This window comes from Acidimicrobiales bacterium (assembly GCA_034521975.1).
GTDB lineage: Bacteria > Actinomycetota > Acidimicrobiia > Acidimicrobiales > SKKL01 > SKKL01.
Map to the genome: position 1 here is coordinate 421,178 of JAXHLR010000006.1, position 12,537 is coordinate 433,714.

Here is a 12,537-nt window from a genome sequence, read left to right on the forward strand (position 1 = left end):
TTCGGAGGGACTCACGTGGCAAGTCGTGTACATGAGCCCATCGGCCCATGAACGCCGGTTCTGAAGGTTTCGCGGAGACGTCCCCGAGCCACCCTCACGACGCGGGATACCGTCGGCGCGGTGGATCGCTGCGACCAGTGCGGCTTCGTGTACCGCGACCTGCCGCAAGCCGACATCGCGGGGGCACTGCGCGCGGTGGCCCGCCAGTACCGCTCCCGCCTCGGCGGCGGCGACGATGTGCTGCGCCGCCGCCCCGCGCCAGCGGTGTGGGCACCGCTCGAGTACGCAGCCCACGTCCGCGACGTGCTCAGCGTGCAGCGTGAGCGTGCGGCGCTCGCCCTGCGCGTGCGTGAGCCGACGATCGAGTCCATGCGGCCCGACGAGCGGGCGGTCGAGCTCGGCTACGCGCAGCTCGACCCGGGCCGCGTGGCCGAACAGATCGACCGCGCCGCCGAGGCGCTCGCCGCGCTCTTCGACAGCCTCGGCGACAGCGAGTGGGGCCGCACCGCGATCTACAACTGGCCACAACCGGCCCGCCGCGACCTCACCTGGCTCGGCCGCCACACCGTTCACGAGCTGATCCACCACCTGTTCGACATCGCCCGCGGCGTCGAACCGACCCCGGCCGCGGCCTCGGGGTAGGTCATGCCGCCGACACCGACCCGCTCGAACCGGGCCCGGCTCATTCCCGGGACCGGCGGCTCCGCTTGGGCTTGCCACCATGGCGAGGGAGCTCGATCACCCGGGCGTCGGGGCGGGCCTCGCTCATGGTGCCGATGCTGGCGGGCTGACAGGAGAACAGCAGCACTTGGTGGGATTCGGCCAGCTCGGCGACCACACCGGCCATGGCCTCGGTCCGTTCGGGGTCGAAGTTGACCAGCACGTCGTCCATGACGAACGGCAGCGGGGTGTGCGATGCGAACTCGGCCGCCAGACCGAACCGCACGCAGAGGTAGAGCTGCTCGGCGGTGCCGCGGCTGAGGTCGACGGTCGAGAGCTGGCGGCCGGCGTGGTCGACGACCCGCACCTCGCCGTCGGCGATCACCAGGTTGGGGTAGTGGCCGGCGGTGACACGCTCGAACATGGTCTCGGCCCGGCTGAGCACCGCCGGCTGACGCTCGCGCTCGTAGCGGGCGAGCGTGTCGGCGATGAGGGTTCGGGCCGCGGTCAGGGTCTGCCACTCGGTGACACGGTCGGCGAGGCGGGCCTGGACCGATTCGAGACGCAGCGCGGCATCGGCCACGTCGGCGGACCGCGCCAGTTCGTCGAGCGCTCGGTCGGCGTCGTGGTGGCGACGGATGGCCGCCTCGTGCTCGTCCTCGAGCTCGGGCAACCTGGCGGCGGCGTCGGTCAGCGCAGCATCCCAACCGCCACGATCGCCGAGCTCGAGCTCCGCGAGCAACGGTTCGGCTGCCTGGCCACGCCCCAACGCAGCGTGGATCTGTTCCATCGCCCCCTGTCGCTCGGTCTCGAGCTCGACCCGGCGACGCCGCCGCTCGAGCGCCTGGCGGAACTGGGCGTCGTCATCGGCGCCGACGATCCGGAGCAGGCCGGCGTGCTCGGCGGCTGCCGAGTCGAGGCGCTCCTTGGCCAGATCGGCCCGCTGGTTGGCCTCCTCCCACGCCGCGAGCCGCTCCTCGAGCGAACGCCGGGATGCCTCGTCGGCCTCGATGCGCTCGGCCAGGGTGCGGATGCGGCTGATCAGATCGACGTTGTCGTCGGGGAGGTCGTCGTGCACCCGGTCGAGCACGGCTCGGGCCCGGCTGCGCCAGGCCTCGGCATCGGCTGCGACCTCGTCGCGCTCGCGTTCGATGCCCTGCAGGCTCCGCAGGGTGGACCGGGCCCGTTCGATGGCGGTGAACAGGTCGTTGATCGCTTCGATGCCGAGATCGGGCGGAACCTGGCGCTCCTTCTTCCAGGCCTCCCACTCCTCCTGCTCGCGGGCCACCTTCTGGGAGAGCGACGCGATCTCGGTCTCGAGCTCGTCGAGTCGCTTGGTGGCATCCTTGATGTCGCTGGTCAGCTCGGTGGCACGCGTACGGCGCTGAAGGGCGTCGCGGAGCTCCTGATTGGACTTCTCGATTCGGGCCGCGCACTCCTCGACCTCGATCGCGGTCGGCTCGGCGGTCAACCCCAGCTGCAGCGCGGTGGCCCGAACACTGGTTCGAAGCACCTCGACCTTGTCCTGGGACTCGGCCGCGGCCTGCTCGGCCTCGATGATCTGGCGAGTGATCGCGGCTTCCGACGAGTGCCTGGTGAGCGATCTGCCGCCGACGAAGACGATGCCCGCGATGGCCATCATGGCGACACCGCCGGCTCCCAGCACCCCCGCCACCGGTGTCGACCCACCGATGAGCGCCGCGACACCCAACGCGGCGACCACCGCGCCGAGCACGCCGATGACCACCGCACCGGCGCGACTGCTCTTCCCCGCCGACGCCGACGCCGGCGCGACCGCCTTGAGCCCGGCAAGGGTCCGGTTGGCGCCTTCGAGTCGGGCGCTCTGGGTCCCGAGATCGACCAGGTGGGCACGAAGCTGACGAAGGGCACGAGACTCGCGGGCGGCGTCCTCGGCCGACGGCAACCGCGGCGTGCCCTCGTTCTGTTCCTCGATCGCCGCAAGCTTGGTCTGGGTCTCGGCGCGGGACCGGGCCAGGGCCACCCGCTCGGACTGGAGCCGCTCGAGACGGTGCTCCATGTCCTCGAGGCGATGACCACGACGCCGGACCTCTTCGGCGGCCGGGATCGAAGCATCGAACTGGGCCAGCTGGTGACGATCCCAGTCCGGTCCCAGCGTGGCGAGCTGCTCGTCGAGCAGCTCGCGCTGCGAGTCGATGGCGTGGGCGAGCTCGGCGAGTCGGGTGCGGCGCCCCTCCTCCAGCGCGATCTCACCCAAGAGGGTTCGCACCTCGGGAGCAACCGAGGAGAGCTGGTCGTCGGTCCGGATGGCGTCGCGCTTCTTCTGGGCGGCTCCGGCGGCCACCGTGGCTTCATCGAGTGCCCGTTGTGCGGCGGCGAGCTCGGTGGCGACACGCTCGAACCTGGCCTCGGTGGTGCCGTCGAGGCCGTCGGGGACCTCGAGGGTGTCCAGGTCGGCATCGATGTCGGCGATGCGACTGCGCACCGGCCAGACCTCGAGCAGGGAGCGGAGGCGCTGCTGCTCCTGGCGGCAGCCTTCGACCGCCGCCCGCTTCGCGTCGGCCTCCTCGGCCAAGCGGTCGACGTCGCCACGACGGCGAGCGAGGTCGGCTGCGGCTGCCTGGGCCTGATTCAGCTCGCGGGACACGTTGCGCGCCTGCTCGGTCAGCTCGCGGATCTCGCACTTGCCGCGCGGGCGGGCCAGCGACTGACGACGGGCGTCGAGCGTGCTCAGCGCGTCGCGGGCCGAACGACCGGCACCGACCACCCCGGCGGAGAAGATGCGCTCACGAACCGCGTCGGAGTCGATGAACTCGAACGCGTCGAGCTCGGTGAGTCCGAAGGCGAACACGTTCGCGAACAGGGTCGAATCGGCGCTGCCCAACAGGCGGGCGAGCTCGCCCGGTTCGGCGGTGGAGCCGTCGGGGCGCCGAAGCGTGAAGGTCTTGGGGTCGACGTAGCGCTCGGCGGTCCAGGTGCCGCCGGACTCGTCGACGAGGAACACCGCACCGCCGTGGCGGCCACCGTTGACCGGCTCGTGGCGGCGGGCCCGCATCCGGCCGTCGGGGAAGCCGAACAGGACCCCGCGCAGGAACGCCAGCAGCGTGCTCTTCCCGGCTTCGTTGGGGCCGGTGACCAGGGTGAGCCCTGGCGGAAGATCGTCGACGGTGGCATCGGAGAAGATCCCGAACCCATCGATACGCCAGCCGGCGATCCGCATCTTCCGCCTCCCGCTACGAGCTCTCGTCGCCCGCGACGAGATCGACTGCCAGTTCCTCGGCCGAACGCCAACGTTCGGGGTCGTCGGCGTTCGGCAGCGCCTCCCCCAGCAGGTGGGCCAGATCAGATGGTAGTTCGTCGTCCCAGGTCTGGACCCGCTCGGCGCGGGTGGCATCGTCGTCCAGCAGCGCGGAGGCCTCCTCGACCAGATCGGCGACGAAGTCGTTGCGCCCGAGCAGCTCGTCGAGGTCCTGCACCGGTCGGGTCGACACGTCGATGCGATCCCACCACAGGAACGGTGCTTCGCTGAGCGACTCCCCCCGGAGGGTGTCGAGCAACTCGGCCAGCGCCCCGGGACGGTAGAGGTCGCCGTGGATCGGTCCACGGCCCACCAGCTCGACGCGCAGCAGCACCGAACGTCGGTCGGCCTCGGCCAGGCGCTGGTGCCCGAGGTCGATCAGGCGGTCGCGCAGCGTCGCCAGGTCGGAGATGCCGTCGATGCTGTGCTCGATGCGATCGAACCGGATGCGGTCCAGGGCGACGAACTCGGGCTCGGCGATGACACCCGCGTCGTCGACCTCGACCACGTAGGCCCCCTTCGGTCCCCGCTCGCTGGCCCGGGGACTACGCGCCTGCAGATTGCCGGGATAGACGATCCACGGATCGCGATGGAGGATCTCACGGGTGTGGACGTGACCCAGTGCCCAGTAGTCGATGCCCGATGCCACCAGCTCATCGATCGTGCAGGGGCTGTACGGGTCGTGGTCGGGGTTGCCTCCGACGTTGGCGTGCAGCACCGCGAGGTGAGGCCCCGGTCCGTCGTCGGGGCGGATCCGCTCGGCCAGGTTGTCGGTGACGGCCCGGGTGCCATAGCTGATCCCGTGCACGGTGGCCAACGGGGTGCCGTCGCGCTCGACCACGACCGACGCGGGCTCGTCGGCCGGGAAGATGGTGACCAGCCCCGGCCACTCGCGGATCGCCGACCACCCCTCGTCCACCGGATCGTGGTTGCCCGACACCACGAAGGTGCGGATGCCGCGCTCGGAGAGCTCCCGAAGGCCCCGGTGGAGCTCCAGCTGGGCCCTCACCCCGCGCTCGGCACCGTCGTAGACATCGCCGGAGATGATGACGAAGGCGACGTCGCGTGCGATCGCGAGGCGCACCAGCTGATCGAACGCGGCGAGGCTCGCGTCGCGCAGCGCAGCCGCCACCTCGGGCGCGGTGGCGCTGAGCCCCGAGAAGGGGGTGTCGAGATGGAGATCGGCCGCGTGGAGAAACCGGTAGGACATGTGTCACCGCATCGTAGGCGCGGATCAACCGTCGATAGGCTGGCAACCGGGAGAAAGGAGCGCACCCATGGACCACTACGGACCACACACTGCGCTGATCGTCGTCGACATGCAGAACGATTTCGTTCATCCCGACGGCTCCCTCCACGTGTCCGGAAGCATGGACGCGATCCACCGGGTCAACGCCGAGATCGCCGCCGCCCGGGCCGCGGGTTCCCCGGTCGTCTACACCCAGGACTGGCACCCGCCCGACACCCCCCATTTCGTCGATCAGGGCGGCAACTGGCCGCCCCACTGCGTCCGCGACACCTGGGGTGCCCGGTTGCACGACGACCTCGACGTGCCCCCCGACCCGGTGGTGGTGAAAAAGGGCACCGGCATGGAGGACGGCTACTCGGGGTTCACGGTCTATGACCTCGAGGCCGACGCCGATCAGCCCACCGAGCTCGACCGGATCCTGCGCGACCAGGGCATCGAACGGACCATCGTGGTCGGCGTGGCCACCGATGTCTGCGTCAGGGCCACCGCACTCGATGCCGCGAAGCTGGGCTATGTCACCGAGGTGATCCCCGAGGCCACCGCCGCGGTCGACCAGGAAGAAGGCGACGGCGAGCGCGCGCTCGAGGAGATGGCGGACCACGGAATCGCCATCGTCAGCGCCGCCACCTGAGCCCGGCTGCCATGATGCACCCATGACCAGACCGGGAGAGCTCGTTTTCACCGATCTCTACGAGCTGACCATGGCCGCCGCGTACGAGCACGCGGGCAAGACCGGACGCGCCACCTTCGACCTGTTCGTGCGGTCGCTGCCCGAACCACGCAACTTCCTCGTGGCCGCGGGACTGGCCGAAGCGCTCGACCACCTCGAGGCGTTGCACGTCACCGACACCGAACTCGACCACCTCCGCACCCTCGAATGGGTCGACGACGGCTTCCTCGACCTGCTCGCCAACCTGCGCTTCACCGGCGAGGTGTTCGCCGTGCCCGAGGGCGAGGTCGTGTTCGGCGGCGAACCGATCCTGCGGGTCACCGCACCGCTGATCGAGGCCCAGGTGGTCGAGACCCGCCTGCTCAACCTGGTCGCGTCCCAGACCATGATCGCCAGCAAGGCAGCCCGCATCGCCATCGCCTGCGGCGACCGCCGCTTCGTCGAGTTCGGCTCGCGACGCACACATGGCGGCGACGCCGGGATGCAGGCGGCACGCTCGTCGTGGATCGGCGGGGCGGCGGGCACGTCGCTCGTGTCGGCCGGCGTCGCCTACGACCTGCCCCTGTCGGGGACCATGGCCCACTCGTTCATCATGAGCTTCGACGACGAGGCCGACGCCTACCGCGCCTTCGCCCGGCGCTTCCCCGACGGGGCGGTGCTGCTGATCGACACCTACGACACCGAAGAAGGGGCTCGCCTGGCGGTGCAGGTTGCCCACGAACTGGCCGACGAGGGAGTCCGCATCGGCGGGGTGAGGCTCGACTCGGGCGATCTGGCCCGATTGGCGAAGTCGGTCCGGCGCATCCTCGACGACGGAGGGCTCGAGCATGTGTCGATCTTCGCCTCGGGCGACCTCGACGAGTACCGCATCACCGAGATCCTCGCCACCGGTGCTCCCATCGACGCCTTCGGTGTCGGCACCCAGCTCGGCACCAGCGCCGACGCGCCGTCGCTCGGAGGGGTCTACAAGCTGGTGAACGACGAGTCGGGACCCAAGATCAAGCTGTCAGAGGACAAGGTGACCCTTCCCGGGGTGAAGCAGGTATGGCGCGTGTCCGACGACGTCTCGGACCGCTACGACGTCATCGCCGTCGAGGGCGAGGACATCGCGGTACCGAACGGGTGCCGTTCCCGTCCTCTGCTCGAACCGGTCATGATCGCGGGACGCAGGACCCGACCCGACCCCGGCCTCGACGCGGCCCAGCAGCGCTGCCGCGACTCGGTCGCCGCCCTCCCCAACCGGATGCGGAGTCTGCAACAGCGCGAGCGACCCTTCGAGGTGCGGCGCTCGGACCGGCTGCAGGAGCTGATCGAGACCCTCACCCGCGCCCACAGCCACTGACCGACAGCGCGGTCAGCGGTGCTGCCAGGACGGGGCGCGCTTCTCGACGAAGGCGGCCATCGCCTCCTGGGCGTCGTGGAGCTGGCTGGCCGAGGCCATGACCTCGATGGCGTACTCGTAGGCATCGGCCTGGCTCATCGAGAGCTGGGTGTAGAGCGCGTGCTTGCCGAGCGCCCGCGATGCAGCGCTTCCCCGGGTGGCCCGGGCGAGCAACTCGGCGACGGCATCGTCGAGGTCGGCGTCGGGGACGACCCGGTTGACCAGTCCCCACTCGCAGGCGGTGGCGGCGTCGATCTCGTCGCCGGTGAGCGCCAGCTCGAGGGCACGCTTGCGAGCCACCGAGCGGCCGATGGCCACCATGGGCGTGGTGCAGAACCAGCCACCCTTGCCGCCCGGCGCCGCGAAGCGGGCCGACTCGGACGCCACGGCCAGATCGGTCGCGGCCACCAGCTGAGCGCCCGCTGCGGTGGCGATGCCGTGCACCCGCGCGATCACCACCTGGCCGATCTCCTGCATCGTGTCCATCACCTCGGTGCAGGTGCGGAGCAGGTGCCGCATCTCGCCCAGGTCGGCTCCGGCCATCGCGGCCATGTCGTGGCCGGCCGAGAACACCGGACCGTTGGCGGCCAGCACCACACCGGTGGCGTCACCCTCGCCCGCTGCCCGGAACGCCTCCAGCAGCTCGCCGAGGTGTTCGACCGAGAGGGCGTTGCGTCGCTGGGGCCGGTTCATCGTGATCGTGACGGTCGGACCGTCGCGATCCACCGTGACGTGCTCGTATGCCATCGGTCAGACCTCTCGTGCTGGTGATCGGGTGCTCGCCGGAGGGCGGCGCCGCTTGACACTCTAATTCGCGCCCCCTACACATCGACCATGAACCCGGTTCCGCCTCGCGGTGACACCTCGGGACGGACCCGCCGAACGAGCCTCGAACAGCCACGTTCACGCCGGAACCGGGCCGCGCTCGTCGACGCCGCCGATCGGGCCATCGGGCACCGCACCCTGCACCACACCTTCGCCCGTGCCTTCGACCACGGACGGGACCGGGGCGAGGTCGGCGACGAGCACGACCCCGACGAGCTCGGGGGGCTCCTCGAGTGGACCCTGCTACGAGCCGAGCTCGAATGGGCCACCTCGACCAGCCGGCAACCGGCGCTGCTGAAGCGCCTCTGGGGCTGGGTCGAGATCATCCTCCGGGGAACGAAGGCCACCTGATGTTCCTGTACGTCGACCGCGACGACGCCGGCGAGCTCGCGACGCTGGCGAGTGCCATGGAGTCTCTGGTCGAGACGGGTCAGGGGTGGGTCAACCTGATGCCAGAGGGAGTCGAGCACGCCGAGCTGAGCTCGACCCGGTCGGTGCCCGGCATGATCTTCGGCCGGGTCGGCGGACGTGGCTCCCCGGTGCCCAAGATCACCTGGACCGCGCCTCGCCGCCGGCGCCGCCGCATCGAGGCGGCACACCTCGGCATCGAGCATCCGGCCGGACCGAAGGCCCGCGACCTGCTCGCCGATGCGGGACACCCGATCCCTGCGCACTGGCCGGTGTTGCAGGACCATCCGATCCGCGGGCTCGTCGTGATCCCCACCAGCGAGGTGGAGGGAACGGCGCGCACCGCCGCCGGAGACGACCGATCCCCGACGCTCCCCGATCATGGGGAAACGATCGCGTGGGCCATCGACGCGGCGACGATCCTCGCGGGGGGCGGGTTCGACACCACGTGGCAGGCCCAGGTGTTCGACTCCGGCTGAAGCGGCTAAGGTCGCGCCCGCTCGATCAGAACAACCCGATCGAGCGGCATGGACGCAGCGAAGTCCGGTGCAAGTCCGGCGCTGTCCCGCAACTGTGAAGCCCCTCCGGGGGACGAGCCAGGCCGCCTGCCCCATGTCGACGAACACCGACCCTCGGAGGAAGGGTGGTTCGTCCGGCACCAACACTGCCGGCGGGCTCTCTTCATCCTCCCGAGACCTGGAGGATGCAATGCGACATCGACCCATGACCCTGGCGCTGGCCCTCGTGGCCGCGCTGGCGCTCGCCGCGTGCGGCGACGACACCGACTCAGACGCAGTTCCCCAGTCCGGTGACCGACCGGAGGAGACTGCGGAGGACACCTCGCCCGACAGCTCCGACGAATCGGACGACACCACCACCACCAGCGACGGCGCCGACGGCGGCGCCTTCCCGGTGACGGTGGAGGCGGACAACGGATCGGTCACGATCGAGGCGACCCCGGAGCGGATCATCTCGCTGTCGGCCACCCACACCGAGATGCTGTTCGCGCTGGGAGCGGGCGACCAGGTGGCCGCGGTCGACCTGCAGTCCGACTACCCGCCCGAAGCTCCCGATGGCGAGTTGGATGCCTTCCAGCCCAACGTCGAGGCCATCGCCGGCTACGAGCCCGACCTCGTCGTCCTCTCCTATGACCCCGGTGACGTGGTCGAATCACTCGAGCTGCTCGAGGTCCCCGCACTCCTCCTCGACGCACCCGCCGACTTCGACGGCATCTACCGCCAGGTCGAGGTGCTCGGCGCAGCCACCGGAAACGTCGGCGGTGCCGCCGAGGTCGTTGGCCAGATGCAGACCGACATCGACCAGATCGTGGCCGACCTCCCCGAACACGCCGAGGGGCTCACCTACTTCCACGAGCTCGACGACACCTACTACTCGGTGACCTCCCAGACCTTCATCGGCCAGGTCTACGCCTTGCTGGGTCTGGAGAACATCGCCGACGAGGCCGAGGCCGCCGGCACTGCGGGCGGCTACCCACAGCTGTCGGCAGAGTTCATCATCGAGTCCGACCCCGACCTCATCTTCCTGGCCGACGCCACCTGCTGTGACCAGAGTCCCGAGACCGTCGCCGGCCGCCCGGGCTGGGAAGGGCTCTCGGCGGTGGCCAACGACGCGGTGTTCGTGGTCGACGACGACGTCGCCTCGCGCTGGAGCCCCCGCATCATCGACCTGCTCCGCAACGTGGCCGAGGCCGTCACCACGTTCGAGCCTGCCGGCTGAAGCCGTGAACGACCGACCCACCCGAACCACCGTCGAGGCCATCATCCGGCCCGATGCGCCCGCAGAGCTGGCTCCCAGCCGGGTGCGCCGGCGGTGGTTCGCGGTGGCCGTCGGCTCGCTCGCGGGAGCCATGGCCCTCGGGATCTTCCTCGGGCCCGCCGGCCTCTCGGCGTGGGGGGTGGTCACCGAGGCGGTGTCGACGATCCCCGGCATCGATGCCGGACCGGGCCTCACCGATCGCCAAGCCGACATCCTCTGGAAGATCCGGCTACCCCGAGTCGTGCTCGGTGCCTTGGTCGGGGGCATGCTCGCCCTCTCCGGCGCCGCCTACCAGGGCGTGTTCCGCAACCCCCTCGCCGATCCCTACCTCTTGGGCGTCGCCGCCGGAGCCGGCCTGGGCGCCACCCTCGCCATCGCCTACGGGCCCGATTCGTCGTCCTGGCCGGTCGAGGCCCTGCCGGTGTTCGCCTTCGCCGGCGCGTTCCTGGGAGTCACCGCCGCGTGGAGCCTCGGCCACGCCTCCGGCGCCGGCCGCAACGCGGCCACCCTGATCCTCGCCGGGGTGGCGGTCGCGGCGTTCCTCACCGCGGCCCAGACCTATGTGCAACAGCGCGAGACCGAGACGCTGCGACAGGTGTACTCCTGGATCCTCGGACGGTTGGCCACGTCGGGCTGGCACGAGGTCCTGCTCATCCTCCCCTACGTCGTCGTCAGCAGCGTGGCGGTGCTGTTGCACCGTCGCCTCCTCGATGTGCTGGCCGTGGGCGACGACGAGGCCGACACGCTGGGAGTGCGCACCGAACGAGTGCGACTCGTCGTCGTCGCGGCCGCGACGCTCGGCACCGCGGCGGCGGTCGCGGTCAGTGGCCTGATCGGCTTCGTCGGCATCATCGTCCCCCACGCGGTGCGCCTCGTCGCCGGCACCAGCTACCGGATCGTGCTGCCGCTGTCCCTGCTCGGCGGGGCGGCGTTTCTCATCACCGCCGACGTGGCGGCGAGAACGGTGGCCAGCCCGGCCGAGCTCCCCATCGGCGTGATCACCGCATTCCTGGGGGCGCCGTTCTTCGCGGTGGTCCTCCACACCAGCAAGCGAGCCGTGCAGTGACCGCGCTGCGGATCGACTCGGTCACGGTCGCCTTCGACGAGTTCCGGGCGGTCGATGCGCTGTCTGCCGAGGTGGCCGACGGCGAGTGGCTGGGCCTCATCGGACCGAACGGAGCCGGCAAGAGCAGCCTGCTCCGCGCGGTGGTCGGGCTCGTGGCCCACGAAGGATCGATCGCCATCGACGGCACCGAGCACCAACAACGCTCGCGGCGCCAGCTGTCCCAGCTGGTCGCGATGGTCCCCCAGGTGCCGCAGTGCCCACCCGAGATGCGGGTCGCCGACTATCTGCTGCTCGGACGCAGCCCCTACATCTCCTACCTCGGCACCGAGGGGCGCCACGACCTCGACGTGGTGGCCGGGGTGGCCGACCAGCTCGAGCTGTCCGACTTCCTGGGGCGCACCCTCGGCACCCTCAGCGGTGGAGAGCTGCAACGGGTCGTGCTGGCCAGGGCGCTGGCCCAGGAGGCACCCCTCCTGCTGCTCGACGAACCCACCAGCGCCCTCGATGTGGGTCACCAGCAGCAGGTCCTCGAGCTGGTCACGGGTCTGCGGCGCGACCACGGTCTCACCGTCCTGAGCGCCATGCACGACCTCACGCTGGCGGGCCAGTACTCCGACCGCCTGCTGTTGATGAGCAACGGGCGGGCGGTGGCATCGGGATCGGCCACAGAGGTCCTGACCGAGCACACGATCAGCGAGCACTACGGCGCATCGGTGCGGGTGATCCACGACCCCTCGGGAGGGGTCGTGGTGGTGCCGACCCGCCACCGGGCGGCGTCGGGCTCGCCGACCGCTCCCTCCAGCACCGACACCGCCCCCCGCTGAGCGCGGCGGTCGGGCCCACGAGGGCGGTCAGGTCTGGAGCGTGGCGAGCAAGCGGTCGACGAAGTCCCCGGCACCCTCGGCCAGCCGCTTGCGATGCAGGGCGACCCCACCGAGCACCTCGCCTCCCCGCTCGGCCACGATGTCGCCGAGCTTGGTGAGGGTCTTGCCCGGATCGACCGCATAGGTGCAGAAGACCGCCGCCCGCTTGCCGTCGATCACCGGGAGCTTCCGCAGCCGCCCAGCCCTCCCCGGCCGCTGGCCGACGAAGAACAACCCGTCGACCCAGCTGCCCACCACCACCAGATCGGCCGCGGCGAGCGCGGCGAGGTCGATCGAGTCGATGGCGTTGACTGCCACGTCGACGCCGGCATCGCGCAGCCCGGCGCCGATCAGCGGGGTTC

The 12,537-nt window shown here is 70.8% G+C and carries 12 protein-coding genes and 1 riboswitch; of the genes, 8 read left to right on the forward strand and 4 right to left on the reverse strand.

Translation table 11 applies throughout. The annotated features are described in order from the left end of the window. Positions 1 to 120: 120 nt before the first annotated feature. Entirely contained in the window at positions 121 to 642 is a 522-nt protein-coding gene (locus U5K29_11415; protein MDZ7679149.1) for a DinB family protein, read from the forward strand. Positions 643 to 682: 40 nt separating this feature from the next. Here U5K29_11415 and U5K29_11420 read toward each other — a convergent pair whose 3' ends face one another. Together U5K29_11420 and U5K29_11425 are read right to left on the reverse strand one after the other, a co-directional pair. Further along, complete coding sequence (locus U5K29_11420; GenBank protein MDZ7679150.1) at positions 683 to 3,859, reverse strand: AAA family ATPase; 3,177 nt, start codon at positions 3,857 to 3,859, stop codon at positions 683 to 685. Between the two features lie 13 nt (positions 3,860 to 3,872). After that, positions 3,873 to 5,147: a DNA repair exonuclease gene (locus U5K29_11425; protein MDZ7679151.1), complete on the reverse strand. Its 1,275-nt coding sequence runs from the start codon at positions 5,145 to 5,147 to the stop codon at positions 3,873 to 3,875. 67 nt (positions 5,148 to 5,214) lie between these two features. On the opposite strand from U5K29_11425, the gene U5K29_11430 reads away from it, so the two are divergent. Together U5K29_11430 and U5K29_11435 are read left to right on the forward strand one after the other, a co-directional pair. Then, the gene (locus U5K29_11430) at positions 5,215 to 5,817 is read left to right on the forward strand and encodes an isochorismatase family protein (GenBank protein ID MDZ7679152.1); all 603 of its coding nucleotides are present in this window, start codon (positions 5,215 to 5,217) and stop codon (positions 5,815 to 5,817) included. A 22-nt stretch (positions 5,818 to 5,839) separates the two neighbouring features. Further along, positions 5,840 to 7,198: a nicotinate phosphoribosyltransferase gene (locus U5K29_11435; protein MDZ7679153.1), complete on the forward strand. Its 1,359-nt coding sequence runs from the start codon at positions 5,840 to 5,842 to the stop codon at positions 7,196 to 7,198. 12 nt (positions 7,199 to 7,210) lie between these two features. Here the strand turns inward: U5K29_11435 and U5K29_11440 are convergent, their stop codons facing one another. Then, positions 7,211 to 7,984: an enoyl-CoA hydratase-related protein gene (locus tag U5K29_11440; GenBank protein MDZ7679154.1), complete on the reverse strand. Its 774-nt coding sequence runs from the start codon at positions 7,982 to 7,984 to the stop codon at positions 7,211 to 7,213. Between the two features lie 87 nt (positions 7,985 to 8,071). On the opposite strand from U5K29_11440, the gene U5K29_11445 reads away from it, so the two are divergent. The 5 genes from U5K29_11445 (at position 8,072) to U5K29_11465 (ending at position 12,136) form a co-directional block, all read left to right on the forward strand. Continuing rightward, complete coding sequence (locus U5K29_11445; protein ID MDZ7679155.1) at positions 8,072 to 8,413, forward strand: hypothetical protein; 342 nt, start codon at positions 8,072 to 8,074, stop codon at positions 8,411 to 8,413. Further along, entirely contained in the window at positions 8,413 to 8,949 is a 537-nt protein-coding gene (locus tag U5K29_11450) for a hypothetical protein (protein MDZ7679156.1), read from the forward strand. The genes U5K29_11445 and U5K29_11450 overlap by 1 nt, the downstream gene beginning before the upstream one ends. After that, positions 8,941 to 9,098, forward strand: a riboswitch (cobalamin riboswitch). (Overlaps the previous gene by 9 nt.) 80 nt (positions 9,099 to 9,178) lie before the next feature. Continuing rightward, entirely contained in the window at positions 9,179 to 10,207 is a 1,029-nt protein-coding gene (locus U5K29_11455) for an ABC transporter substrate-binding protein (protein MDZ7679157.1), read from the forward strand. Positions 10,208 to 10,211: 4 nt separating this feature from the next. Further along, positions 10,212 to 11,312, forward strand: coding sequence for an iron ABC transporter permease (locus tag U5K29_11460; protein MDZ7679158.1), 1,101 nt, complete (start codon positions 10,212 to 10,214; stop codon positions 11,310 to 11,312). Then, positions 11,309 to 12,136, forward strand: a complete 828-nt coding sequence (locus U5K29_11465) for an ABC transporter ATP-binding protein (GenBank protein ID MDZ7679159.1) — start codon at positions 11,309 to 11,311, stop codon at positions 12,134 to 12,136. The genes U5K29_11460 and U5K29_11465 overlap by 4 nt, the downstream gene beginning before the upstream one ends. A 27-nt stretch (positions 12,137 to 12,163) precedes the next feature. Here U5K29_11465 and U5K29_11470 read toward each other — a convergent pair whose 3' ends face one another. Next, positions 12,164 to 12,493, reverse strand: coding sequence for a hypothetical protein (locus U5K29_11470; protein ID MDZ7679160.1), 330 nt, complete (start codon positions 12,491 to 12,493; stop codon positions 12,164 to 12,166). Between the last annotated feature and the right edge of the window lie 44 nt (positions 12,494 to 12,537).